Below are 25,135 nucleotides of genomic sequence, written 5' to 3' on the forward strand. Positions count from 1 at the left end.
AGTCCTCGACCTGCTGTCGGCCTGACCGCCACCGCGCGCCAGACCGGGACCCGACGGCGCCGTCACCACCCCTGTCACGATGGAGATCTCGTGGGAAATCCGTTCAGCTACCAGGACAAGCGGGTCGTCGTCACTGGCGGTGCCTCCGGCATCGGCGCCGCTCTGCTCGACCTTCTCGGCGAGCTCGGCACGCCGCACCTCACAGTGATCGACCGGCAGCCGCCCACCGCTCGGGTGGACCACTTCGTGGAGGCCGACCTGTCCTCCCGGGCAGGCGTCGACGCCGCCGCGGCGGCGGTCAGAGGTCCGGTGGACGTCCTGTTCAACAACGCCGGCGTCGCCGGCACGCAGCCCGCACGGGTGGTTTTCAGCGTCAACTATTTGGCGGTCCGGCGGCTGTCAGAGCAGCTCGCGGGACGGATGCCGGCCGGTGGGGCCGTCGTCATCACCTCGTCGATGGCGGGGATCGGCTGGCAGGCGCACCAGGACGAGCTGGGCAAGCTGATGACGATCGACGACTGGGACGAAGCGCTCACCTGGCTGGACGCACACCCCGAGCGCGCCAGCGACCCGTACGCATTGTCCAAGGAATGCACCCAGCTCTACACGCTCCATGCTGCCCGCGTGGCCAGCCGGGCGGGGACCAGGATCAACAGTGCCTGTCCTGGTGCCACGAGCACGCCGCTGCTGGGGGACTTCCGGTTGACGATGACCGACGAGATCATCGACTGGTCGGTCCGCCAGGGCATCGGACGGCCGGCCACGCCTCGCGAGGTCGCGCAGATCCTCGCGTTTCTCGGCTCGGACGCCGCCGGCTACCTCAACGGAGTGAACCTCCCGGTGGATGCGGGCCTGCAGGCGGCTCTCGCGACAGGCCAGACCGACTAGTGCCGAGGCCTGCAACCGGAACCCGGGCTACTTCCGGGAGCACCCGAGGGACGTGTTCGGCGAGCACGTGTGGATCATGCTCGAGCATGCGGATCTCGCTCGACTGGACGGCTCGGCCGAAGCGCGCGTCCCGGCCGGAGCGCGCACCACCCGTTGCCGACAGCCGGGCGCGGCCAGAGGCGGCGCGCCATCGCAGCGAATCCGGCGAACAGACGCATGAGGGAGAGGGCAACCCGGTGGTCGGTGACTGTGGCCGGCCTTCCGCGCGGTGTGACGCGAGGAAGGCCGGCCACGCGGGGAGAGCGGAGACCTACGCGACGATGCCCTTGATCTTCAGGTCCAGGATCGCCTCCCAGTCGAGGCCCAGGCCCTGGAGGATCTCGTCTCCGTGCTCGTTCAGCTCGGGGGCGCGGCCGGCGACCGCGGGCCGCTCGTCGTACTGGACCGGAGCCGCCACCAGCTGGAAGGCACTGCCGTCGGCGTTCTGCACATCCTGGAGGTAGCCGTTGTCGGTGGACTGGGGGTCCGCCGCGGCCTCCAGGGTGGTCTGGGAGACCGCCCACTGGCCACTGAAACCGCTCAGCTTCCGGCGCCATTCGGCGAGCGTGTTCTGGGCGAAGACCTGGCTCAGAATGTCGGCGGCCGCCCCGGCGTTCGCACTGATCGCCCCGTGGTCGGCGAAGCGGGGGTCGGTGACCAGCTCGGGGCGCCCCACAATTCGGCAGAGCTCCGGCCAGTACCTGGTGACCTGCAGGCAGGAAAAGACCAGGGTCCGCCCGTCGCCGGTCTGGTAGGTCCCCACCAGCGGGTTGCCGGAGCGGCCGGTTGGTGGCTGTGCCCAGGCTCGGTCCAGCTGGAGCGAGAGCGCGATTCCCTGGCCCATCGACCACAGGCCCACTCCCAGCAGCGACACGTCCACGACGGTGGCCTCGCCGGTACGTTCCCGGTGGAACAGCGCGCCCATCAGACCGCCGGCGATCGTCATCGCTCCGATCGAGTCGCCGAACCCGGGCGCCGGCGGGAAGCGGATCTTCTCGTCGTCCGCGTTCGTCAGGGCGGCGGCTATGCCGGCGCGAGCCCAGAAGGCGAGGAAGTCGTACGACCCGCGGTCGGCGTCCGGACCGCGCTCGCCCTGGCCCGTCCCACGGGCGTAGATGATGTTCGGATTTTGGGCGCGGATGTGCTCCACGTCGATCTTCAGTTTCGACCGTACGTGGGGCAGCTTGTTAGTCAGGAAGATGTCGCAGGTCGCGGCCAGCTGGTAGAGGATGTCCAGGCCTTCCTCGGTCGTGAGGTCGAGGGCCAGGCTCTTCTTGTGCCGGTTGGAGTGCTCGAGAAGCACGTGGACCGAGCCTGAGACCGGGCTGGTGCCGGTCGAGGCGAGTCCCCGCATCGCGTCGCCGCGTTCGATGTGTTCGATCTTGAAGACCTCGGCGCCCCAGTCCGCCAGCAGCGCCGAGGCTGCTGGAACGAAGGTGTGTTCCGCCACCTCGAGGATGCGGACGCCTTTCATCACTGCGGTCATGCCGACCTCCGGCCGGTAGGTGTCGTTGCTGCCGCGGGGGAGCCCGTCGGGGCGGGGGAGCGGGACCGACGCGGCCGCACCCGGGCGGGTGGGGGAGCTGGCTGCCGACTCGGATGTCTGCCTTGACTGCCCATTGGCTGCCTAGGCTGACATGACTGTCTATGTTGACATCAACGTCGACATTCCGTCACTCTAACGGGAGGCTGTGGTGCTGGCAACGGCATGCCACGCTCGGCGCGATCGTCCGCTGCCGGGGCCGGCCGACCGGAGGCATGAATGAAAGTGGGATTGAGCGTCGACCAGGAACTCCTGGTCGGCACGACCCGGAAGTTCCTGCAGGACAGCGTGCCCAGCGAGGCTCTGCGCGGCCTTCGGCACCACCCGGCGGGGTACGAGCCGGAGTACTGGAGGACAGGGGCCGAGCTGGGCTGGACCTCGCTGCTGGTCGCCGAGCAGCACGGCGGCGGGAGCGTCAGTGGTGAGGGTCTGCGTGACCTGGCACTGGTCGCGTACGAGTTCGGGCGCCAGGCGGCGCCCGGTCCGCTGCTGGCGACGAACGTCGTCGCCGCCGCGCTGTCGCGGGCCGGTGGGGAGCTGTGCCGGGAGGTGCTGGGCCGGATCAGCGCCGGTGACGCCGTCGGCGCATGGTGCCTCAGCGAGCCGGTGCCCCATGACGGGCTGGGTGAGGTCACCGCGACCGCCGTCGCGTCGGGTGCCGACTGGGTGCTCTCGGGTGAGAAGAGGCCGGTGGAGCACGGAGCCCAGGCGGAGTTCTTCCTGGTCACGGCTCGGACCGGCGACGGTCTCACGCAGCTCCTCGTCCCCGCGGAGAGCTCGGGAGTGACGGTCACGCCCCTGAGGACGGTCGACCTCTCTCGCCGGTTCGCCCGGGTCGGCTTCCGCGATGTCCGGGTTCCGGCGACGGCTGTCGTGGGCGAGCCGGGCTCGGCGGCGGCCGAGGTCGAACGTCAGCTGCACACAGCCCTTGTCATTCAGACGGCCGAGACGGTCGGAGCGATGGACCAGGCATTCGAGCTGACGCTCGCCTGGGCGGCGGACCGGTACTCGTTCGGCCGGCCGCTGGCCTCCTACCAGGCGCTGAAGCATCGGTTCGCCGACCTGAAGATGTGGCTGGAGACCAGTCACGCGGTGGCCGACGCCGCCGCGGTCGCCGTCCAGAACGACGACGACAGGGCGGCGGAGCTGGTCAGCGTGGCGAAGTCGTACGTCGGACAGTACGGCCCGGAGCTGTGCCAGGACTGCGTCCAGCTACACGGTGGCATCGGCGTGACCTTCGAACACGACCTGCATCTGTATCTCCGTCGGGTGGTCCTCGCGAGTGCGCTTCTGGGCACCGTGCGGGAACACCGCCTGCGGATCGCCACCCTTCTCGAAGCCGGGAACAGCGTGGGAGAGGCCGGAGCGTGAGTATCGACGAGACCGAGTCGGTCGAGGACTTCCGGAACCGTGTGCGGAGCTGGCTGGCGGAGAACATGCCGCGCACCGTGCCGGGCGCCCCTGGCCGGCTGACCGTCCGCTCGGACGAGGAGGAGCTGGCCGAGGTCGCGGAGGAACGGCGGCTGCAGCGGTTGCTGTGGGATGGCGGGTTCGCCGGCATCTGCTTCCCGAGGGAGTACGGCGGCCTGGGGCTGACACCCGCGCACGCCGAGGCCTTCAACGAGGAGATCGCCGGCTACCGGTACCCGTCGCGCCTGCAGGTTCCGACCATGACGCCCTGCGCGGCGGTGATCCTCGAGTTCGGGACCCGCGAGCAGAAGCTCCGGCACCTCCCGGCGATCCTGCGGGGTGAGGAGCTGTGGATGCAGTTCCTGTCCGAGCCGGGATCGGGTTCGGACGTCGCGGGAGCGAAGACGAGCGCGGTGCGTGACGGTGACGACTGGGTGATCAACGGCTCCAAGATCTGGACGACCGGCGCGTGGTGGTCGGACTGGGGGCTCTGCCTGGCCCGCACCAACTGGGATGTGCCCAAGCACCGCGGGCTCACCGTGTTCATGCTCCCGATCCACGAGCCCGGGATCGAGATCTCCCGGATCGAGATGCTCGACGGCAACAAGGAGTTCTGCCAGGAGTACCTGACCGACGTACGGGTGGCCGACAGCGCCCGGGTCGGCGGTGTCGACGACGGCTGGACCGTGGTCACCCGCTGGCTGTTCCACGAGCGCTCCTTCAGCTCCTCACCGCTTGCTGTCCGCCCGGCCGGCGGCGGGGGAGAGCCGGCCGGTGACCCCGGCCCCGCCCTGCTGGCGCTCGCCGAGCAGGCTGGTCGGCTCGGTGATCCGCGGGCGCGTGAGCTGGTCGGGGAGGCGCACACGCTGAAGGTCGCGATGCGGGAGCTCGACCGGAGACTGCACGCCCTCATCACAGCCGGGAAGGCCTCGGACCATCTGGCGGCCGTCGGCCGGTTGATGCACGGCGTAGCGGCGGCGCAGCTGGCGACCATCGCCTTCGACCTGGCCGGCCCGACCGCGGTGGCCAGCGGCGAGGACGAGGACGTGCTGGGCGGTCAGGGCATGAGGTTCCTGCTGCGTCAGATCGCCTCGATCGGCGGTGGCACGACGGAGATGGCCCGCAACGTCATCAGTGAACGCGTCCTGGGGATGCCGCGCGAGCAGAGCCTGGACCGGAACGTGCCCTACCGGGACGTGCGCACCGCACCCTCCTCCGGCGGACCGCGGACGGGCCGCCGTCCCTGACCTCTGCCTATTGTCAAAGTCGACCTCGATGTTAATGTCGGTGCGCCGACGATACGGGGCCCTGCCTGCCGTCGTGTCCGGGTCTGGCCGTGGGCGGCGGCGGGGCCGGCCTCGGACCGGCGGGGCGGTCGGGCGTAGCCCGGCCGGGCGGGAGCGACGGCGTCCTGCCTGATCGACGACTTCGGAGGGACCAGCATGGACATCGAGGCAGCGGCCACCGTCTTCACGGATCCGCGGGCGTACGCCGACAACGAGCGCTTCCACACCGCCACCGCGCTGCTGCGGCGCGAGTCACCCATCCACCGGATCGAGCATCCGAACTTCCACCCGTTCTGGGCCGTCACCAAGCACGAGGACGTCATGGCGATCTCCCGCGCCTCCGACATCTGGATCAACGAGCCCCGGCCCGCGCTGGGCCCCAAGCCCAAGGACGCCGAGCGGGAGAACATCCCGATCCGATCGCTGGTCCAGATGGATGCCCCGGACCACCCGGTCTACCGCCACGTGAGCGCGGACTGGTTCAAGCCGGCCGGTGTCCGGCGGCTGCGCGACCGCATCGCCGAGCTGGCGAAGCGCTTCGTGGACCGCATGGCCGACCAGGGCGGCGAGTGCGACTTCTTCACCGACATCGTGTCGCACTACCCGCTGTACGTGATCCTTTCCCTGCTCGGCCTGCCCGAGGAGGACTTCCCCCGAATGCTCAGGCTGACCCAGGAGCTGTTCGGCGCGGACGACGAGGACCTGGCCAGGGACCAGGACAAGCAGGCGCAGAGGGCGCCCCTGGTGGACTTCTTCAACTACTTCCAGGCGCTGATCCAGGACCGCCGCGAGAACCCCACCGACGACCTGGGATCCGTGATCGCCAACGCCACGATCCAGGGCGAGCAGATCGGCAAGCTCGAGGCGGCCGGCTACTACACGCTGATCGCGACGGCGGGGCACGACACCACCAGCGCGGCGCTCGCCGGCGGTCTGCACGCCCTGTTGGAGAGCCCGGGTCAGTGGCAGCGCCTGGTCGACGACCCGAGGATGGTGGCGACCGGCGTCGACGAGATGATCCGGTGGGTCTCCCCGGTCAAGCATTTCATGCGCACCGCCCGCGAGGACACGGTCGTGCGCGGCGTCGCGCTCGCGGCGGGGGAGTCGGTCCTGCTCTCCTATCCGTCGGCCAACCGGGACGAGGACGTCTTCGAGAACCCGGACACCTTCGACGTCGGGCGATCCCCGAACCGGCATGTCGCCTTCGGGTTCGGCGCCCACTACTGCCTGGGCACCCACCTGGCCCGCCTCGAGGGCCAGGCGCTCTACGCGGAGCTGGTCCCCCGGGTGCGGTCGATCGAGCTGGCCGGAACGCCCGAGTACATGGAGGCCCTGTTCGTCGGGGGGCCGAAGCGGCTGCCGATCCGCTACACGATGGCCTGACGTGCGAGACTCCGCGCTTCTGGACGAGCTCGCGGTGCAGGCGACCCTCGCCCACTACTGCCACCGCTGCGATGACGGCGACCTCGCCGGGGTGGTCGCGCTGTTCACGCCGGACGGCGTCTTCAGCTTCGACGGCCGGACCGCCCGCGGTTCACAAGCGCTCCTCGAGTTCTTCCAGAGTTCGCAGGGACGACCGGACCAGCGTGGCAAGCACCTGACGGTCAACACGGTCGTGCGGCCGGACGGAGACGTGGCCCGGTCGGTCTCGGACTTCGTCTTCCTCCGGGCGGGGGCCGAGGGCCTGGTTCCGGCGATCGTCGGTCGGTACCACGACGAGCTGGTCAGGCTTGACGGTGAGTGGCGGATCGCCCGGCGTGAGGCACTGAGCATGGAGCAGCCCAGGTGACCGCCGCGGCGCACCACTTCGCCCGGCTGCTGGCGCTGGAGCTGGAGCCGGGCGGCGGCATACGCCGGACCCTCTGAATCACACCCGTTCCCGGTTGTTCGCCCTCGGGCTGAGGGCAGGCAGGAGGAGTTCTGATGCTTCCCCCTCCGGAGGACCAGGTGGCAATAGGCGACCTGCTGGCCCGGTACTGCCTGACCCTCGACCTCGATGACGTGGACGGCTGGGTCGGTCTCTTCACCGAGGGCGCCAGCTACCAGGTGTACGGGCGGTCCTTCGACGGGCATGAAGGGCTGCGCGCAATGATGGCCGCGGCACCCGGTGGACTGCACCTGGGCGGCCCGCCGGTCATCGAGATGCTCAGCGCCGACGTGGCGCGCACGTCCCGGAACCTGCTTTTCGTCAGCAGCGCGGACGGAGTCTCGCGCAGCGCCGTCTACACGGACGAGCTCGTCCGGACGCCTGACGGCTGGCGGATCAGAAGCTGCAGGTGCCGATTCATCACAGCGGACGGTCTCGCCGACCGGCCTGCTCGCTGACGACTGTTCAATCTCGCCGGCCCCGCCGGGCGGAACCTCGTCGAGGGCTATGCCAGCGCCGACTACCTGGGTTCCTTCGGGGAGTGGGTGGCGGGCGTCAACGGACTTCGGTCGTCCGTGCCGTACCGGGGCCTGATCGTCGCGCTCGCCGTCGTGAGCGTCGAACGTCGTCGGCGGGTGGCGGGTACCTCGAGCGAGGAGAGCGCGCCGCCGGATCACCTTGACGACCTGCCGCAGTGGCGGCGGCACCTGCCGTGGGCGGTTGCGGGGGCGGTACATCACGCGGATGCCCGCACATCAGCGGGCCAGGCTGGGGATCGTCCTGGTTCCCGAGTCCCGCGGGATCATGCCCAGCCTGACCGTGGACGAGAACCTCCAGCTGCGGCTCTCGGACCGCAGGACGCGGGACGGCGGAGGAGAAGGCACGGGAGGTCATGACCCTCGCCGATCGGGTCGGCGCCTTCTCTCTCGGCGGGCGCCGCCCGCGTGCGGTCAGCGGCCGATCCAGCGGGGTGCGCGCTTCTCGGCAAACGCGCGCGCCCCCTCACGGGCGTCCGCACTGCCGAACACCGGCGCCACGGCCGCCGAGATGCCATCCCAGTCGGCGGCGGCCAGCTCGCCGACCATCAGCTCCTTGGTGACCCGCACGGCGAGTGGACCGTTCGCGGCGATCTGACCGGCCAGGTCGAGCGCGGTGGAGAGCACCTCCGCGGCCGGTACGACCCGGTTGACCAGGCCCATCTCGCCCAGTCTGGCCGCGCTGACCATGGCGCCGGTCAGCCCGAGCTCGAGTGCCAGGGCGAGGGGGATCCGCTGCGGCAGCCGGGTTCCCCCACCCGCGGCGATCAGCCCGCGGCTGACCTCCGGCAGGCCGAACCTGGCGGTCTCAGCGGCCACGAGCAGGTCGCAGCCCAGCGCCAGCTCGAAGCCCCCGCCGAGGGCCGTGCCGTTGATCGCTCCGATGATCGGCTTGGGGAAGGTCCGCTTGGTGAAGATGCCGATCCCGGGGCCGGAGATGTCGGAGATGCTGCCTGTCAGGAAGGCCTTCAGATCCATGCCGGCACAGAAGGTGCGGTCACCGGCGGCGGTCAGGATGACGGCGCGGACGTCGTCTTCCTTCTCCGCCTGCTCGAAGGCGTGGCCGAGCCCGGACATGGTCGGGCCGTCCAGGGCGTTGGCGGCCTGCGGGCGGTTGATGGTGACCACGGTCACCGGGCCGCGCCGCTCGACGTCGACGGACATGGCTGCTCCTTCGCTGGGCCGGGGTCGTGTCGTGCGTGGGACGGAATGCCAATGTTGACGTCATACTCGATGTTCAGGCACCCTAGCGTTCCGGTCCTCTTCTGGCAACGGGACAGAACGTGCTGAGTAGGCGCCGAGCGAGCTACACCCACGCTGACGGCCATGACGGCAGCCGGGCTCGACTTCGTGTCCAGTGGACGGTTGGATCTCGCCCGGCGCTACGGTTACGTCGCCGAGGCAGAGCTCGTCCAGGAGCTCTACTCACAGGGAAGAAGAAGAAGGAGGCCGAGGCCGCGATCCCCGTCGACCTGCTGCGGGCGACCGCGCTCGTCGGCCCGGCGGGCCACGTCAAAGAGCGGCTGGCCGCCTACGCGCAGGCCGGTGCGACGACGCTGAAGGTCACCCCGCTTGCCGGTGACCACCGTTCACGGGTGGCAGCGATCGAGTAGCTGCGCGAGTGGACTTCCTGACGGTCCGGCCGGCCGGCACCGCTGCCCCGATCGCGGCCGCCCGATTATCCGTCGATGCGTTCGAAGATCGCCGATATGCCCTGGCCCCCACCGATGCAAAGGGTCTCCAGGCCATACCGGGCATCCCGCCTGTGCATCTCCCGCAGCATTGTCGCCAGAATCCGTCCGCCGGTCGCGGCGACCGGATGCCCCAGCGATATCCCGGAGCCATTGACGTTGAGACGTTCCCAGTCCGACCCGGTGAAACGCCACTCCCGGCCACAGGCGATAACCTGCGCCGCGAACGCCTCGTTCAGCTCGATCAGGTCCATGTCCGCGAGCTTGAGCCCGGCGCGGTCGAGCGCTTTCGCCGTCGCGAGGATCGGGCCGATCCCCATCCGGTTGGGGGCGACGCCGGCGACGGCCCAGCTGACGAGTCGGGCCAGCGGCCGAAGACCGAGCCGTTCCGCTGCCGCCGGATGCGTCACGATACAGGCGGCGGCGCCGTCGTTCTGGCCGCTGGAGTTACCCGCCGTCACCGTGGCCGACGGGTCGGACCGGCCGAGGATCGGGCGCAGCGACGCCAGTTTCTCGATACTCGTGTCCGCCCGGGGGTGCTCGTCGGCATCCACGACGACATCGCCCCGCCGTGTCGTGACCGTCACGGGGATGATCTCCTCGGTGAACTTTCCGGAACGCTGCGCGTCGACAGCTCGCTGATGTGAGCGGAGCGCCAGCTCATCCTGCTCTGCGCGGGAGATCCCGTAGTCCTTGCGCAGATTCTCCGCCGTCTCGATCATCCCGCCGGGTACCGGAAAGCGAGCCCCGCCGGCGGTGGTCCGCCCCCGTGCGAGGGCATCGTGCAGTACGACTGCTCCGCCCGGTGAGCCCCAGCGCATCTCCGTCGAGTAGAACGCCGCGTTGCTCATACTTTCCGCGCCGCCAGCGATCACCGCGTCCGCGGCCCCTGTCTGGACCTGCATCGCGGCCGTAATGACGGTCTGGACCCCGGAACCGCATCGCCGGTCCAGCTGGAGACCGGAGACCCCCACGCTGAGCCCGGCGTCGAGTGCAACCACCCGTCCCAGCGCTGGCGCCTCCATGGTCGGATAGCACGAACCGAACAACACGTCGTCGATGTCGGGGCTGGACAGACCAGTCCTGTCGAGCAGACCCCGTACGACCGCCGCCCCCAGCTCGTGGGAACTCAGAGATCTCAGGACGCCGCCATAGCCCCCGACGGCGCTGCGCACCGGTTCACAGATGACCGCTGTCCGCATGCTTGTGTCTCTCCCTGCTGGGTCTTCCCACTCAGACCCACGATGACCGGTCGTCGCACCCGCGAAGGCGGACTTCGGGGTATGCCTCCAGCAGGTCCATCGCTGTGTCGGGAGCGTACTACAGGTATCTATGTCGATGTCGACATTGATGTTTCTGGGCGGTCTGGCGCGCCAGACCGCCGCGAGCGTTTGAAGTCCACCGGGTCGACGCGAAAATCAACCGCGCCCCTGCGATGCGAGCGCCCTGCACGGAGCTGATCCCGATGCCACCGATTCCCAGGACCGCGACGGCGTCCCCGGGGCTCACCCCGGCGCGGCTCACCACGAACCCATGGCCCCCGCACCCGAGCCCATACGCGAACGGATCAACGAGTTGGTGCACAGCCTGGTCGACACCCCGACGACCCGTCGAGGCCCCGACGATTCCCACGGCCACCTGTCATCAGACGGGAGACACCTGCCCTGACATCGAGCCGGAACCAAGGAGGCCTGGGAGCTCGCAAGAGAGCCGTGACGTCCGACCGGCGCGCGCAGGCGCACGTCAGGGCGTCGCTGGGGTTTCGGTCTGTCAGGGGAAGGCGTCTTCGGCGCGGGCGCGGTCGAGAAGGTCTTGGCCGGAGACGCCCTTCTGCCGCCCGTGAAATTCAACCTCGATCGCTTTCATCGGCTGCGCCGTCGGGAGGTCTGCCGCGGGCGGAGCCTGCGATCAGGATCGTCCGCTGTGGCTACGATTCGGCTCCAAAGTGCTGACGGCGATGTCTCCTCGTGGCCGGCGGCGATTTGTACCCCTGGAAGAAGCTCGGGGCCCGTGTGGGACCAGCCGATGAGAAGGCGGCATCCGACGGCGTCGAAGGCTGCGCAGCTCTCTTCGCTCAGGGCGGGACCCACGGCATGGACGGCGACAAACCTGTCAGGTGCCGACGTGCACGTGGGCAGCCCAGAGAGAGGGCTGGTCGATCCATGTCTCGCGGGTGTGCCGTGTTGCGGCATGAGCGGCGGCTGCGACATCGGTGGACTCGTTCAGGAGGGCGCTGTAGAAGGCATCGGCGAATTCGACGGCGGCCAGGTCGTTGATTGGCCAGAGCGTCCCGATGACGTCGCGGAAGCCGGCGAGCTGGCAGGCGGCGGTGAGGTGAATGGCTTCGTCGCTGAGCTGTGCGCCGGGGCGGGCTGTCTCGCAGGCGGAGAGGAATGCTAGTTCCGCTTGATCGAGTTGGAGCTGCATGAGGTCGATCACTGTTAGTGGTGAGGTCTGATAGTCGTGCAGGAGCAGGCTGCTGGACGACGGGTTGGCGAGGTCGCTGGTCCCGTGGCAGGCGAAGTGGGCCCAGTGAGAGGAAGTAAGGGCTCGGAGCACAGTTTCCCGAGTAGCGTGCGCTCCGGTCAGCTCGGTGATCCGGCCTGGCAGACGGGTTTTAAGGTCCGCGACTTCCGTGAGTACGCCGGGCAGGCTGCATTGGCCGGGGGTCTGTGGTTGAGCGACGACGAGGACGTCCGGAGCGTTGCCAACGCTAGGCGCTGCGGTGCGTTTGTTTCGCGCGCCGATGAGTGCGGTGATGGTCGGTGCGTACGAGGACACGGCCCGGTCGATGACGGTCTGTGGCTCAGGATCGAACCTTGTGTGGTGGTGACCGGCTGCGTGCAGCGGCAGGAACGACAGCAGCCCGGAGACGCACCACCACAGCCGAGGCCACGGTTCACCGGCATCGGGCACCGCGCTGACACCGAGCCTGTCGAGTACTGGACTGGCGATCGCGTTCCACAGCCACGAGAGCGTCTGTTGCATTTCGCAGTCGGGATCGGCGGTGGCGCCATTCGAGGCTTGCAGGAAGCTGATGACCTGGTCTTGCACAGCAATAGGCGTGAGTCCTGGGAGCGGCACGGTGTTGATACCGGCAGCGGTGATGATCATTGCGTCTGAGCCGAACTGGGAGACGTTGACCACGACGACTGGGCCACCACGGGCTGCCATGTCGAGGTCGACCGGCGTCGGCGGCGCGAGAAAGCCCTCCCATCCAGGCAGGCCGCGGACCTCCTGGATCAGCTCTTTGAGGTCACTGGCCGCGTCGGTCGATGGCCGCGGTTCCTGGTTGCGAAGGGCACGGCCCCAGGCAGCGCCGACGCGTCGGCCGACCTCGGGATGATGGTCCGCGAGTCGGGAGAGGTCGCTTCGCATACCGAGAGCCTGAGCTAGCAGGACCCCGCGGCCCTCGTCCCAACGCTGGACAGCCTGTTCCGGCATGCCGGCGCGAAGGAAACACGCCGCCGCATCGGCGGCGAGACCGGGTAGCCGGCTGAGGACGAATTCCTGGTCGGTTCGAAGGAGGGTTGGCGCGGACACCACCGGCAGCAGGCCAATGGCCGTGGCGTAGCCGTCGGCGGCGATGGCCCATTGTCCCGTCTCGCCGGCCAGTCGTCCGAGGCTGCTGGCTGCCTGCAGGCGGGTGGACGGCAGAGCCGTCCCCGTGTTCAAGGCCGTCCTGAAGAAGTGCAGGGAATCCCGAAGATCTTCGTTGTCCCCGGTGACTCGGAAACGCAGGCGCAGGGTGTTTCCGAGATTGCAGAGGAGCCGTGCGCGATCGGGGCGGCCAGGGGGAACCTGATCCGCTGCGGCTCGGTCCAGGGAGATCGACTCGTCGAGATCCGACAGCTGTCCGATCGCATCCGCTCGCCGGCGGAGAACCGCGGCCAGGCTCGACTGGTAGAGCGGAAGGTCAGGATGTCCGTCAGGGATGCCCGCGACTGCCGATCTTCCCGCGGCGACTGCTTCGGCGAACGCATCGATGCTGGCGGGACCTGCCGCGGCCGCAGCCAGCTGTCCGAGCAACCCAGCAATCTTAGGATAGTCGAGCCGCTCATATGCCGTCGCGTCCAGTGCCTGCCGGGCATAGTCGAGCGCCGCGTCTAGATCTACGGTGTCGCCCATTCGCTCGAACTGCCACCACAGCGCGCTGGCCAGCGCGAACAGCGCTTTGGGATGGTCTGGATGGCCGGCCGAAGTTACCGCGAGCGCTTCCTGCGCTGCATGGACAGCTGCCTCGACGGCGGTCACCGAACGCGTGACCTCATAGTGGGTGCGGTAGCAGTCGCTAAGATTAACCCACAGTAGCCCGGCACGTGGATGGAACGCCGTGAGCGCATTTATGCCCGCGCGACCCTGGGCGATCGCTTCGTCGAGCAGTTCTGTTGACCCGGTCGTCTGCGCGAGGTCCAGGAGGCAGAAGCACAGCTGTGACCGTCGGCCCACCGCGTCCAGCGACGCGTCTTCGGTCGCCTCGACGCAGCGGCGGGCGACCTCCACGCTCTCGACCAGGTCCGCGACGTCACCGAATGTATCAAATCTCGTATGTAGTGCCACGCTTAGCCGTTCTAACGCGTAGCCCAGTCGATTAAGGTCGGGGGCTGCTACTACTATTCCCTGCCGCGCGACCGCTACCGCTTCCTCTACATCGTCAGGACTGAGGATCCACGCGGCCCGTGTCAGCAGCGCGGCTCCCAACGCGGCGAGCGCGTCCGCGACGACCCACTGATGGTCCTGCGCCTTGCCGACCGCCAGACGGCCCTGCTCGACGGCCTCGTCCCGGTCGGCTCGGTCGCCGATCCGTTCGGCGCGCAGCCGCAGCGCGACGCTCAATTCGGCGTGGAGCGCCCCACGGCGAGGATCGTCCGGCCACTCCGAGATCGACGCACGCAGGAGGTCGATACCTTCGGACAGGTCCTCCCCCCGACCCGTCAGGCGGTAGCGCCATCGAAGCGCAAGGCAGAGCAGGCCGACCGCGTTGAACCGACCGGAGTCAGCAATGCCGAAGTTGGCGACGGCCCGGCGCAACATCCGGACCGCCGAGTCCAACAGGCCGATCACCCCGCCAGCATCGGCTCGCTCAGCGCGCGCGAGGAGCGCCTCAGCCTGCATCAGATCGCCCTGCCCGGCTGACACGTCCGTATGGGCCGCTATCTCCGCAAAAAATGCGCGGAGGCACTCCGGGACGAGATGAGGGGCGTAGCCGTGAGCCGTCAGGAAGAAGGCGAAAGCCTGGCGCATCCCGTCGCCGTCCGTTCCCGTGGCCTCTGCGAACCGTCTGAGGGGCGCGCCGAGGTCCTCCAGTCGCTTCGGCGTCGCGTACAACTCGTCGAACAGCCCGGGTACCTCGGTTGCGGACTCATCAGTCAGCACGGCCGTAGGCGATTCGCCACCGAACATCCTGGCGGCCAGCCCCAGCGCTGTCGCGGCCAGGTGAGCATGCTGCTCCGTACGCAAGACCCAACCTCCGCAGTCGCCAGCAGGGACGATCTAGGCTACCGATGCCGGCGTTGGCTTATCGAAGGCAACCACAGGTCCACCACCCAGGTACCCAGAAAACTTGCCGGGTACCTGGGTGGTGGACAGGGCGTCAAGGCGGTTGTCGCCGTGATCGGTCTCGGCTGTGAATTCAAGCCGAGATCTGGGTGCGGGGCGCAGCTGCGCGACGAGGTGTCGGGCGGCGCGGGCGCCAACATCGCAGAATGTATCCGGGGGGAGGCTGAGATCGTTCACCAGGAACCGCGCCGGGCACCTCGTCGAATCCGTCAGCGGTCCAGGGCCGACCGCCAGACGGCCCGGCGGACAAGGGTCGTCGTCGCGGCGTTGTGCCTCCACGGCCGGCCGCCGGCCCTGGCCTGGCCACCGTGGACCTGCTCGACGCAGCCACGTCGGTCACCGGCCAGGCTGCCCGAGTCCCCAACGGCAGGTACCCAGCCGTACAGGCGGCGTAGCTTCACCGCGATGATCTAGCCGGCGGGTGCGAGCTCGGCGATGTCGTCGATCGACAGACCGTTGCGTGTGCCGTAGGCGCTTCCGGCTCTGGTGTCCGGTCGGCCGATCGCCTCCGCGGAGAACACGGGATGCTCCTGGCGGCACGGCCGTCGGTGCCCCGCGGGGCACCGTCCACCCGGTAACCGGTCGAGGCTGTCCGTGCGGCATGAGACGAGCCGGATTCGCCCAACGCCCCGGGCGACTTTCCAGGAGCCGCGGTCGACGAGGCGGTTCCAGTGGATGTCGTTCGTCCCGATCGATGGGACCGCGTCGGTCCACGGGGGCCGTCCGCCGTCGTAGAGCCACATCGTTTGGACCCCTGCGGCTATGTGGCCCCTGGTCCGTGAGCTGGCGTGGTTACGGGTGATGTCGCTGCGTTGGATCTCTGCGCCGATGGTGATCGGTCCGCCCGAGATCGTGACGTCCGGACGCCTGGTCCGTAGCTGCCGCTCCTTCTCGGCGGTGAACCCGGCCGCTTTTCCGGCACGCGCGACGTAGTCCTTCTTCCACTTGTGTTCGTCCGATTCGGGGCTGAACGCCCGGTGCGCGACGCCGCCGCTGTGGTGGCAGACGAATCGAGTCTCACCGCGCTACCGGAAGTAGACCGGGGCGTCAGGTGCCTGGCAGTCCGCGGTCGCGCACAGGAACCGTCCTCGGTGGGGGCCAGTCAGATGACCGTGCCATTCCTCGAACAGCGTGTCGGCCCGCTGATCCTCACCGTTCAGATCGAACACCTCATCGGAACCGGACTGCCGAAATGCTGCAGGCGTCCACCGCCCCATTTCGGTCAACACAGCATGCCCCGAGCATGCGTCTTCGACGGCCCTGCCTGTTGCGACAGACAGGTGCCGTCGGCGTACAGAATGATAAGCGACGGGTGCGACAGTTCCGGGCCCCACGACGCGCTCTCAGGAGCGCACGCCCCGACCGGCCGCCGGCGACCTACCGGCCCACCCACGGGGTGCTCTACTTCAACGGCCGTTACTCGCCGGGTCGACGACCAGCTCGCGCGGTAGGCGGTGAAGGGCGAGGAGGTCGCCTTTCGTATCGGACGGGTGGCCGGCGGTCTTCGGGAGCTTCTCTTCGAGCGCGTCGACGGCCCGGTTGAACTGGACGGTGACCTTGTTCGCGTCGGCCTCCGCGGTGGTCGGCAAGGTCTCAAAGCCGCTCTCGCCGTGATCGACTTCCGCTGCGGAATCAAACCGAGGCCTGGAATCGGTGCGTAGCTGCACGACAAGACGGCGGGCTGTGCGGGCGCCGATGTGAAGGCGTTTACGGAGAGTCTCGGCCGATATCGGTCGGCGATGAGTCCGCCAGTGCAGGGCGTCTTCGACGCGGGCCTGCTCGAGAAGAGTCTGCTCGGATGCACGCCACTGCTGTTCGTGATGGCGACCCTGGGCCGCTTTCCGTGGGCGTGGCATGGAGTAGCCGGGCGCCGACGGATCCGACTGGCCGGCATGACCTGCCGCGTCCAAGGTCTGGTTCCGGAGGGCCGACGTGGATGCCTGCTCTCCGCTGGTTGCGGTGCCCTGCAGGGCTTGAAGGAGTTCGGGTCCGATGTGGGACCAGCCGATGAGCAGGCAGCAGCCGACAGCGTCGAAGGCGGCGCGGCCGTAGTGGCCTTCGATGATCGGTTCTGCGGTGTTCAGTGCGAGCGTGACGAGACTGCAGAAGACCAGGAGGCGTTGCGCGGGGCGGATCTGCTCCCGGCTGGTACCGGCAAGGGCAAGCTGGCGGGTCGCAACGAGCAGGGCCACGACCGAGAGGTCAACGGCGGGTGCGACCAGCGGGGCGATGTAGGTGGGAACACCCAGTCGGATGCCCAGTGCCCACACATTGCCCAGCCCGAACAGGAAACTCAGGGCGACAACGCTGGCGATCAGCATGGTGACCGAGCGAAGAGCGAACGGCCGTGTCCCCTGGCCGGCGGGTGAAGTGGAAGGCGCGTCGTTCATCGCCCGGATCCCGCGTGACCTGCGAGAATGAGCTCACCGGACAGCGTGACCGGTGGTGGGGTAATGGTTCGAGTCCCCCCTCGGACACTCTCCTTCGTACATGATCGCCGGAGGCTTGGCCTCGGCGATCACTCTGTTACCTCCCGGTTCGTAGGTAAGTTCCAGTCCGAGTTGAGTGTAGATCTCAGCCTTGTCGGATGGGTCGGCGTCGGCGAGGACGGCCACGATGTCGCCGGCGGCGGCGACGATGTCGCTGATCTCCTGCTCGGTCATGCGTCTGCGGCCGGTGGTGGGGCGTAGGCGGGCTTGGGCGGCGGCGCGTTCGGTGTTGGCCTTGGCGGTCCAGCGGGCGACGAGGGTGGGGTCGGTACCGGCTTCGAGGGCGAGCCGGTAGCGCTCAAGCTTGGCGTCGCAGTCGGTGATGGTCCGCCGGGCCTGGGTGCGATCGGTGTCGAGACTGATGCCGGTGTCGTCGTCTTGGGCGGCGGTGAGGGCGGCGATGGTGGCGGGGAGCTGGGGCGGGGTGAAGGCGCGGGCGAGCCAGCGGTCGAGGTGGGGGACGATGAGTTCCTCGCGGACGTAGACGCTGCGGGGATGTTCAACGTGGTTGGCCAGTGCGTACTGGTCGGGGTAGACGCAGCGGTAGTGGGCCTTGCCGTTGTTCCAGCTGCCCTGCATCCGCCGCCGGCAGATTCCGCACCGCATCCGGCCGCGCAACTGGTAAGGGCGCGGGGTGCGCTTGGGCTCGCGAGGGCCGCCGGGGTCGAGCTTCTTGGCCGCGAGGCGGGCCTGGACCTGGCCGAAGGTCTCGTCGTCGATGAGCGCCTGGTGGACGACGGCCGTCGAGTAGATCCAGACGTCCGGGTCGTTCCACCGCATCCGGGTTTCATAGCCGAGGGCGACATCCTCGACGTCGAGGAGGACCTCGTCCTTGCGCTGGCGGTTCCAGACCTGCCGGCCGGTGTACCGGGGGTTGGTCAGGATGGCGCGCAGCGCTGCTTTGGACCATGCGATACCGGTGCGATGGGGGTTACGAATCGGGTCGTGGGCTGACGGGCTGGGGATGCCGCCGCCGGTGAGTCCTTCGGCAATTGCGTAGAGGCCCTTGCCCGCAGCGTATTCGCGGAAGATCCTGGCCACTACCGGGCTGGTGACCGGATCGGGTTCGAGGACATGTAGGCGCTTGCCGTCGGCTGCTTTGGCCGGGTTGGGGTGGGGGCCGGCGTCGGCGATGCGGTAGCCGTAGGGTGGCCGTCCACCGAGGTAGCGTCCTTCGGTCTTGGCCTGGGCTGCCATGGCGGTCCTTACCCGGATCTTGATCCGGTTCCGTTCACCTTTCGACATGCCTCCGAAGACCGACATGATCAGATCGTGGGCTTCTGATGCGGGGTCGATGGGGCCGCCGACCTCGGGGACCCACAGGATGACCCGGTAGTGCTCGAAGACGGGGTGTACGAGGCTGTACTGGTTGCCGTAGAACGCACGGTGCGGCTCCCCGATCACGACCGCGTCGAAGCCGCGATCGTGATCGCGTAGTGCTGCGAGGAGAAGTGCGGCCTGCGGGCGCCGCTTCCAGGGAATCGCGCGTGTGTGGCCGATGTCGAAGTACTCGGTGACGATCTCCCCGTGCGGGTCGATGAGAGCATGGGCGCGGGTGAGTTGCCAGGCGCGGGAGGATTCGGGTTCCTGCTGGTCCTCCGTGGACACTCGGCCGTAGAAGGCAAATCTGATCAACTCAGGAAGCCTTTCGTTCAGTCTTCTTGTCATCGTGCGGTGGATGTTCATAGACCGTGTTGTCGGGTGAGGGCTGTGCGTCTATGCGGCGGCGGAGCAGACGTAGCAGGACGGCGGCCAGACCCGGAGTGAGAGCGGGTGACCCGTCGGGGACGACTACATCGGGCGGGCGGGGCGTGTGATCGGTTTCCCTGTTGGGAAACGACGGAGACGGGAAGGGTGCTGCCGACTGGAGGGTCGGACAGCCGCTTCCGAGTGGGCAGGAAGCGGTATCCGCGTCGGGCAAAGAAATGGTAACTCCGGCGGGACCCGGATGATGTGCCAGGGGGCAGGGAAACTGTTCGAACTCGGGCCGCGTCCTGTTGCAGGCGAGCTGAGGACGGGTGCGCCTAGGGTTGCGGTGCGGAACACCATCGGGTGAAGGTTCGTCAAGTCTTTCGGATGCGGGTGGAGTTGAATGCTGGTGGATATTCCTATCCGGATCTTTCTCTGAGGGATCAGTGGGATGCATCGTCGTCCTTGTCCCGGCGACCCATCGAACGGTCGGATGCGAAGATGGAGTTGGTGCCGGTGGAAGGGACTTCAGAGCTGGAGAACGTCCAGGCGGGGAACTGCGAGCTGATGATTCCGGTGCCGCGTGGCGCGAGGAGCTGCGCGTTGAAGAACGTCCGCCCGTCGATGATTGGTTCGTGGGCGTCGGGGCAGATGACCCATTCCTCTGGGGGGACCGGGCGGCCGGCGATGGTGCGGCCCCAGATGGTGGCGCCGGTGTAGACGGGGTTGGTCAGGATGCGTGCGACGGTTTCGGGGGTCCAGGGGCGTGGGGTGTGGCTGTAGGGGTCGAGGGGGGTGGGGTACCAGTCGGGTTCGACGGTGAGGCGGGTGACGATCGCGGTGTGGTTGAGTCTGTCCTCGATTCGCCAGTGGTAGATCACGGCGACGGTCGCGGCGGGTGCGGGGTCGATGATGAGGCGGACCCGGCGGCGCATCACCCCATCGGCGTCGGGCACGGTGACGCGGTGGGCGCGGTAGCCGAAGGGGGCGGGGCCGAGGTGGTATCCGGCGCGCACGAGGTCGATCTGGGCCCGGCGGGCGCGCTGGGTGGTCCAGGCGTGGTGGGCGGCGAGCAGCCGGGCCTGCCGGGCGGCGCGGGGGTGGGTGAGCCGCCACCACCGGCCGGGGCGGCGTTGCGGCTCGGGCGGAGCGGGCGGTAGTGCGGGAATGGGCAGCAGGTCAGACATGCGGGGCTCCAACCAGGAGGCAGAGCCGGCCGGGCGGTGCGCTCACCGCACCACCCGGCCGGCGCAGAAGGCTAGGCGGCCGGTCGGTGCGATGCACTGAGGGCAGTGCGAGGTTCCGGTGGGGGCGGCGGGCCCGCCAAGCGCAGGTGGCGAGCACGCTCGCCCTCGACGCCGAAGATGATCACGTCCTGGTGGACCGGGTAGGCGCGTGCCCGGCTGTCCGGGCGGTACACGCCGAGCTCCCGAACGTGGGGGAGGGCAGTGAGCGCGACAGCGCGCTGCACCGGCCGCCAGCCCGTGTCCCGGCCGGCGGCAGCGATGTGACTGGCCAGGTCCACCCCGCCCTCGACGTGGTACGCGGCAATGACGACGAGGTGCCCGCCGGGCCGGGACAGCTTCCGGTAGGCCGCCAGCCGTGCGCGCAGCCGGTCCCGGACCGGACCGTCGGAGTCGGTCGGTCCGATTGCGGTCAGGACCAGGTCGACCGGTCCGAGTCCGGTCCAGGACTCGCCGTTGGGGAGCGCGTCGAGGATCATCCCGTCGCCGCGGGCGCCGCGGGCCTTCGCCAGGGTGAGCGCGGCGCGGGCGGTCTCCCACCGGCCGGCGTCGGTGGTGATGCCAATGGCATGGCGGCGGGCGTGGACGGCTTCGGCGATGACGGTTCCCGGTCCGCAGTCCGGGTCGCAGACCGTGTCCCCGGGTCGGCTATAGACCGCGATCGCGTGGGCAGCGACCGCCGCTGACACCGCTGCCTCCCCGTACGGGGATGACGACACGGCTGCGGGTCCGTCGGTCTGCGGGGTGGTGATGGTGTGCCGACCGGTCGGCCAGACCGTCGCCCACCGCGCGTCGCAGCGCCACGTCTCGACCTCGCCGGTCATCAGTCTGCGTCCCACGCTGGTGGCATCGGCGTGAGTACGACATCACCGGGGTTCGTTCGTGCTCCGCGGTCAGCGTCGCCCCTGACCAGGCGGTTCCGGCTCGCTTTCACCGTGCATGCCCCGTTGACATGGCTTCGGTTTTCCTGAAGGTTCATCACGTCGGGTGCTCTCTCGATGGTTCGAGTGAAGGTGAGGGGCTGGGGTTGGCGCTCGCTGTGGTTCGCGACCTGCGGGACCAGCGGCCATCGGCGGCGTCTGCCGACGAGTTGGCGATGTTCGAGACGGACGTGCTCGCGGGGTTCGTGCTCGCCCGGTCGTCGGCCGGGCTGACGGACGGGACGATCCGTAGCGACGTCGGGAACCTGGAACAGATCCGCTCCTGGTTCGGCCGGGCGCTGTGGGAGATGGAGCCAGCCGACGCCGACGTCTATTTCGGTCGGGTGCTGCGGGGTTCGCCGAGTGGGACACGGCTGGCCAGGGCGGCGGCACTGAGCACGTACTTCGAGTTCGTGGAGTTGCGCCACAAGGTCGAGATTCACAGGATGACCGGACGCGTCGTTCAGTGTCCGCTGGATGAGATGAACCGGCCGCGTGGAAGCAAGGACGCGCGACTGCGGATTCCGCCGGTCGATCGCGAGATTGCCGAGTTGTTCTCCGGCTGGTCGCGCGAATTGGCGACCTGCCGGAAGTTCGCTCCGAGCGCTCGCAACTACACCGCGGCGCGGCTGATGGCGGAGGTGGGACTGCGGGTGAACGAGGCCCGCTCGCTGGATCTCGCGGACATCCGATGGGAGCTGGGCCGCTTCGGCAAGCTCCATGTCCGTCACGGCAAGGGCGCGCACGGTTCGGGGCCGCGAGAACGGATGGTGCCGCTGATCAACCATGCGGGGCAGACGCTGCGCTGGTACGTCGAGGACGTGTGGGGTCACTTCGACGAGGACCACACCCGTCACGGCGCTCCGCTTTTCCCTTCCGAGCGGCGCAATGTCGACGGTGCACCCGCACGTGTCGGCTATGACGCGTTGCGTTCGGGGTTGGCCGCCGCCGCGGCCGAGCACCTCCCCGCGTGGAAAAGCAGGCTCACTCCCCACATTCTGCGTCATTACTGCGCTTCCCAGATGTACCTCAACGGGATCGATCTTGTTTCGATCCAAGAGATGCTCGGGCATTCCTGGGTGGCTACGACAATGCGTTATGTTCATGTGCACCGCACCCGCATCGAGGACGCCTGGATCGCGGGGCAGGGGCGAGCCGCACAGCGGTTGGAAGGGCTGGTCCAGTGAAATGGAATCTGCGGCTCGCCGCCGCGAAACGTGACATCTGGAAGGCGTCCGAGCTGCAACGCGCGCTGGCCGAACATGGGCTGGTGATTTCGGCGGGAAAGATGTCGGGCCTGTGGTCGGGGCAGCCCGTGTCCCTCAAACTCGACGATCTTGATGTGATTTGCGTCGTGCTGAACTGCGAGATCGGGGAACTGCTGACACCCGAACCGGCGAAGGTGACACGGCCAGGCCAAGCCGACCTGCCACGGACCGCCGCCGCCAGTGCGGTCGCAGCCGTGGTGCCCCGCCGCCGCGACGGCCGCTCGCTGCCGCCGGCCTGAGCGGGCATGACACTCCACGACAGACCGCGCGCCAACAGTGCCAAGACCGCGACCAGTTGTCTGTCGTGCCTGGCCTGGGGGTTGCCGTGTCGGCGAGGGAAGTGCCGAGCCTGCTGCGACTTCGTCGCACCCCGCTACGGCCATGCGGTCGGCGAGTGCGGTGCCTGCCGTCGGCGGGAGCCGCTGAAGAAGGGGTTCTGCCGGTTGTGCTGGTGTCAGGCACGCCTGGAACGCACGACGGGCACCTACAAAATGCTGATGCCCCACGTCCGTCTGGTCCGCCATCATCAGCTGTTCTTCGCCGACATGGCCGGCTACCGAGACACCCACACGGCCCCGCGACGTTTCGACGAGACCGGTCGAAAACCCCCGCCGCCACCCGCTTACCGGCCCGAGACCCGCCACGTCCAGCCGGCTCTGTCCGACGACGTCGTTCGCCGGCACTACCGGTACGGACGTTACGACCTGCGCCGAGGACCGGCGCCTGACAACCCGTGGTTGGCCTGGGCGCTTTACATCGCCTATGACCTCGCTGAGAAAAGGGGATGGGGATCGTTCGTCCGAGGTGGAATGCAACGGACCCTGGTCATGCTGCTGGCCGGCCACATCGACGGAGAACTGATCCGCGTCAGCGACTTCTACGAGACCGTGGCCGAGCACTCCACGAACATCGACGACACCATCGAGATCCTCACCGTCATGGACGTCGTCCTCGATGACCGGGAACAGGCTTTCGACCGGTGGCTGCGAGCTGAACTCGACGGGCTCGCCCCAGCAATCCGACGGGACACCCATACCTGGACCACGTTGCTGCACAATGGCGGCCCGCGGAACCGAGCCCGTGCGCCGGGCACCGCCGCTGACTACCTGCGCACCATCCGGCCCGCGCTGACGGCCTGGTCGACCCGCTACGGCCACCTGCGGGAGGTCACCCGTGACGACGTCATCGCCTACCTCGAACCGCTGACCGGCCCGCCGCGGGAGAGGGCCACGACCGCCCTGCGGTCGCTGTTCGTATGGGCGAAACGCGCCAATGTCATCTTCCGTAACCCCGCCGTCCGCCTGCGCGTCCCACAGCGAGCAGACCCGGTCTGGCAACCGCTGCGCCCGGACGAACTCGCCCGCACCGTCGCGACGGCCACCACCGTGCACGCCCGCCTGTTCGTCGCCCTCGCCGCCGTCCACGCCGCCCGCGTCGGACAGATCCGCGCCCTGCAACTCGACGACGTCGACCTCGGCAACCGACGCATCACCATCGCCGGCCATGACCGGCCACTGGACGACCTCACCCACCAGACCCTGCTGGCGTGGCTGGAGCACCGCCGGACCCGCTGGCCAGTCACCGCCAACCGCCACCTGGTCATCAGCCCATGCACCGCCGGAGGGCTCGGACCCGTCAGCTACCCCTGCCTCGCCCGCCCGCTGCGCGGGCTGCCCGCGACCCTCGACCGGCTCCGTGTTGACCGGCAGCTCGAGGAGGCACTTACCTCCGGCGCCGACCCCCTGCACGTCGCCGCGGTCTTCGGCGTCAGCGACGCCACCGCGATCCGCTACGCGGACAATGCCCGTCAGCTCCTGGCGCGCCCTCACGAGAGCGGTCCCTCGGGATCGCCGCGAACCCAAGGGTCCAGACCCGGCAAAGAGCCTGATCGACACTTCAGTTCCCGCTGAGAACCCTTCAATTTCTCTGAACTCGCGGACCTTTTCACAGCCGTGAACAGCAACAAGTCGGAATGCACCCGCTGGGCGAGCACCCCGGCGGGGATGGGCGTGGCGGGCCTGTCGAGCTGGCTCAGAGGGATCTCCAGCAGGACGATCCGATCGAGCAGCGCGAGACCGCTGCGGTCCGCCGCGAGGGCCAGTTCGACGGTGGGGTCGATCAGCCAGCCGCCGAAGCTCTCGCAGCGGCTGACGACGGCGAGCGTGCCGCCGACGGCCAGCAGACCGCCCCAGTCGATGCGGGTGAACCAGCCAAGCCGGGTCGGTTCCACGACCGTGACGACCAGCAGAAAGCAGTCGGGGTCCGGACCGCGACCGGGCACGAGGTCCGGTCCGCAGGCGGACCCGGCCCATCGCGGCGACGCGTCGCCGGGCGCGGTCCGGACCTGAACGCGCCGCCCGAGTCTGGCGACGGTCCCAGCGCAGGCGACGAGTCGCTCGCCGAGCTCGTTGTCGTCGGGCTCGGCCGGCCGGGCGGGCTGCGGCAGGGGCGGCTCGGTCAGCAGCAGGACCGGGTCGTCGGGCCGGCTGACGGTGACGACGAGGCGTTCCACGGCGGACGGAAGCCAGCCGGCGGAGGTCTGGTCGGGAGTGGCTGGCGGGCACGGCCAGACGGTCGCCGGCCGGCCCGCCGGGACGACCGGCAGGGTGTTGTGGTCGTAGTCGGATGGGGTGGGCACTGGTGGTCCTGCCTTTCACGACGGGGCGTTTCCGCGGTCGTAAAAGGAGACCGGCTGCTGTGCCGTTT

General features: G+C 68.9%; 18 protein-coding genes and 2 pseudogenes. 10 read left to right on the forward strand and 10 right to left on the reverse strand.

Translation table 11 applies throughout. The features are described 5' to 3' along the window. Positions 1 to 90 precede the first annotated feature (90 nt). Positions 91 to 888: a coniferyl-alcohol dehydrogenase gene (locus FRANEAN1_RS13255; protein WP_020460304.1), complete on the forward strand. Its 798-nt coding sequence runs from the start codon at positions 91 to 93 to the stop codon at positions 886 to 888. Positions 889 to 1,198: 310 nt separating this feature from the next. Here the strand turns inward: FRANEAN1_RS13255 and FRANEAN1_RS13260 are convergent, their stop codons facing one another. Next, positions 1,199 to 2,413, reverse strand: a complete 1,215-nt coding sequence (locus FRANEAN1_RS13260) for a CoA transferase (protein ID WP_020460305.1) — start codon at positions 2,411 to 2,413, stop codon at positions 1,199 to 1,201. Between the two features lie 276 nt (positions 2,414 to 2,689). On the opposite strand from FRANEAN1_RS13260, the gene FRANEAN1_RS13265 reads away from it, so the two are divergent. From FRANEAN1_RS13265 to FRANEAN1_RS13285, 5 genes are all read left to right on the forward strand, one after another. After that, entirely contained in the window at positions 2,690 to 3,841 is a 1,152-nt protein-coding gene (locus FRANEAN1_RS13265) for an acyl-CoA dehydrogenase family protein (protein ID WP_020460306.1), read from the forward strand. Next, entirely contained in the window at positions 3,838 to 5,127 is a 1,290-nt protein-coding gene (locus FRANEAN1_RS13270; RefSeq protein ID WP_020460307.1) for an acyl-CoA dehydrogenase family protein, read from the forward strand. The genes FRANEAN1_RS13265 and FRANEAN1_RS13270 overlap by 4 nt, the downstream gene beginning before the upstream one ends. Positions 5,128 to 5,322: 195 nt before the next feature. Continuing rightward, positions 5,323 to 6,549 (forward strand): cytochrome P450, encoded by a 1,227-nt coding sequence (locus FRANEAN1_RS13275; protein ID WP_020460308.1) that lies wholly within the window; start codon positions 5,323 to 5,325, stop codon positions 6,547 to 6,549. Between the two features lies 1 nt (position 6,550). Next, the gene (locus tag FRANEAN1_RS13280) at positions 6,551 to 6,955 is read left to right on the forward strand and encodes a nuclear transport factor 2 family protein (RefSeq protein WP_020460309.1); all 405 of its coding nucleotides are present in this window, start codon (positions 6,551 to 6,553) and stop codon (positions 6,953 to 6,955) included. Between the two features lie 134 nt (positions 6,956 to 7,089). Further along, the gene (locus FRANEAN1_RS13285) at positions 7,090 to 7,491 is read left to right on the forward strand and encodes a nuclear transport factor 2 family protein (protein WP_020460310.1); all 402 of its coding nucleotides are present in this window, start codon (positions 7,090 to 7,092) and stop codon (positions 7,489 to 7,491) included. Positions 7,492 to 7,983: 492 nt separating this feature from the next. Here the strand turns inward: FRANEAN1_RS13285 and FRANEAN1_RS13290 are convergent, their stop codons facing one another. Continuing rightward, complete coding sequence (locus tag FRANEAN1_RS13290; RefSeq protein WP_020460312.1) at positions 7,984 to 8,733, reverse strand: enoyl-CoA hydratase-related protein; 750 nt, start codon at positions 8,731 to 8,733, stop codon at positions 7,984 to 7,986. A gap of 204 nt (positions 8,734 to 8,937) precedes the next feature. Between FRANEAN1_RS13290 and FRANEAN1_RS38630 the strand changes: the two are divergent. Next, positions 8,938 to 9,182, forward strand: a pseudogene (locus tag FRANEAN1_RS38630) (LLM class flavin-dependent oxidoreductase); the annotation flags it as partial. A gap of 65 nt (positions 9,183 to 9,247) precedes the next feature. On the opposite strand, the gene FRANEAN1_RS13295 reads toward FRANEAN1_RS38630, so the two are convergent. From FRANEAN1_RS13295 to FRANEAN1_RS13330, 7 genes and pseudogenes are all read right to left on the reverse strand, one after another. After that, the gene (locus FRANEAN1_RS13295) at positions 9,248 to 10,462 is read right to left on the reverse strand and encodes an acetyl-CoA C-acetyltransferase (protein WP_020460314.1); all 1,215 of its coding nucleotides are present in this window, start codon (positions 10,460 to 10,462) and stop codon (positions 9,248 to 9,250) included. A gap of 208 nt (positions 10,463 to 10,670) precedes the next feature. Beyond that, positions 10,671 to 10,808: pseudogene (locus FRANEAN1_RS43305) on the reverse strand (alcohol dehydrogenase); the annotation flags it as partial. A 564-nt stretch (positions 10,809 to 11,372) separates the two neighbouring features. Then, complete coding sequence (locus FRANEAN1_RS13300) at positions 11,373 to 14,720, reverse strand: CHAT domain-containing protein (RefSeq protein ID WP_083788216.1); 3,348 nt, start codon at positions 14,718 to 14,720, stop codon at positions 11,373 to 11,375. 1,505 nt (positions 14,721 to 16,225) lie between these two features. Further along, positions 16,226 to 17,140, reverse strand: a complete 915-nt coding sequence (locus FRANEAN1_RS13315) for a hypothetical protein (protein WP_347177120.1) — start codon at positions 17,138 to 17,140, stop codon at positions 16,226 to 16,228. A gap of 102 nt (positions 17,141 to 17,242) precedes the next feature. Beyond that, positions 17,243 to 18,943, reverse strand: coding sequence for a recombinase family protein (locus FRANEAN1_RS13320; protein ID WP_347177121.1), 1,701 nt, complete (start codon positions 18,941 to 18,943; stop codon positions 17,243 to 17,245). 497 nt (positions 18,944 to 19,440) lie between these two features. Then, positions 19,441 to 20,184, reverse strand: coding sequence for a recombinase family protein (locus FRANEAN1_RS13325; RefSeq protein WP_020460321.1), 744 nt, complete (start codon positions 20,182 to 20,184; stop codon positions 19,441 to 19,443). 71 nt (positions 20,185 to 20,255) lie between these two features. Next, positions 20,256 to 21,065: a hypothetical protein gene (locus FRANEAN1_RS13330; protein WP_020460322.1), complete on the reverse strand. Its 810-nt coding sequence runs from the start codon at positions 21,063 to 21,065 to the stop codon at positions 20,256 to 20,258. 203 nt (positions 21,066 to 21,268) lie between these two features. Here FRANEAN1_RS13330 and FRANEAN1_RS13335 point away from each other — a divergent pair, with 203 nt between their 5' ends. From FRANEAN1_RS13335 to FRANEAN1_RS13345, 3 genes are all read left to right on the forward strand, one after another. Next, entirely contained in the window at positions 21,269 to 22,348 is a 1,080-nt protein-coding gene (locus FRANEAN1_RS13335; RefSeq protein ID WP_041254077.1) for a tyrosine-type recombinase/integrase, read from the forward strand. Next, positions 22,345 to 22,668, forward strand: coding sequence for a helix-turn-helix transcriptional regulator (locus FRANEAN1_RS13340; RefSeq protein WP_020460133.1), 324 nt, complete (start codon positions 22,345 to 22,347; stop codon positions 22,666 to 22,668). The genes FRANEAN1_RS13335 and FRANEAN1_RS13340 overlap by 4 nt, the downstream gene beginning before the upstream one ends. Positions 22,669 to 22,926: 258 nt before the next feature. After that, a complete protein-coding gene (locus tag FRANEAN1_RS13345) occupies positions 22,927 to 24,339 on the forward strand; it encodes a site-specific integrase (RefSeq protein ID WP_198145492.1) in 1,413 nt (470 codons plus the stop codon). On the opposite strand, the gene FRANEAN1_RS13350 is transcribed toward FRANEAN1_RS13345, so the two are convergent. Further along, positions 24,255 to 25,067 (reverse strand): hypothetical protein, encoded by an 813-nt coding sequence (locus tag FRANEAN1_RS13350; RefSeq protein WP_020460323.1) that lies wholly within the window; start codon positions 25,065 to 25,067, stop codon positions 24,255 to 24,257. The genes FRANEAN1_RS13345 and FRANEAN1_RS13350 overlap by 85 nt on opposite strands. Positions 25,068 to 25,135: the final 68 nt, after the last annotated feature.

The organism is Parafrankia sp. EAN1pec (assembly GCF_000018005.1).
In the GTDB taxonomy this organism is placed as follows: Bacteria; Actinomycetota; Actinomycetes; order Frankiales; family Frankiaceae; genus Parafrankia; species Parafrankia soli.

Coding starts and splice junctions, on each gene's coding strand:
- FRANEAN1_RS13260 (WP_020460305.1), bottom strand. CDS start 2,413: ATGACCGCAGTGATGAAAGGCGTCCGCATCCTCGAGGTGGCGGAACAC.
- FRANEAN1_RS13325 (WP_020460321.1), bottom strand. CDS start 20,184: ATGTCTGACCTGCTGCCCATTCCCGCACTACCGCCCGCTCCGCCCGAG.
- FRANEAN1_RS13315 (WP_347177120.1), bottom strand. CDS start 17,140: ATGCTGATCGCCAGCGTTGTCGCCCTGAGTTTCCTGTTCGGGCTGGGC.
- FRANEAN1_RS13265 (WP_020460306.1), top strand. CDS start 2,690: ATGAAAGTGGGATTGAGCGTCGACCAGGAACTCCTGGTCGGCACGACC.
- FRANEAN1_RS13275 (WP_020460308.1), top strand. CDS start 5,323: ATGGACATCGAGGCAGCGGCCACCGTCTTCACGGATCCGCGGGCGTAC.
- FRANEAN1_RS13330 (WP_020460322.1), bottom strand. CDS start 21,065: ATGACCGGCGAGGTCGAGACGTGGCGCTGCGACGCGCGGTGGGCGACG.
- FRANEAN1_RS13290 (WP_020460312.1), bottom strand. CDS start 8,733: ATGTCCGTCGACGTCGAGCGGCGCGGCCCGGTGACCGTGGTCACCATC.
- FRANEAN1_RS13345 (WP_198145492.1), top strand. CDS start 22,927: ATGCCCCACGTCCGTCTGGTCCGCCATCATCAGCTGTTCTTCGCCGAC.
- FRANEAN1_RS13295 (WP_020460314.1), bottom strand. CDS start 10,462: ATGCGGACAGCGGTCATCTGTGAACCGGTGCGCAGCGCCGTCGGGGGC.
- FRANEAN1_RS13285 (WP_020460310.1), top strand. CDS start 7,090: ATGCTTCCCCCTCCGGAGGACCAGGTGGCAATAGGCGACCTGCTGGCC.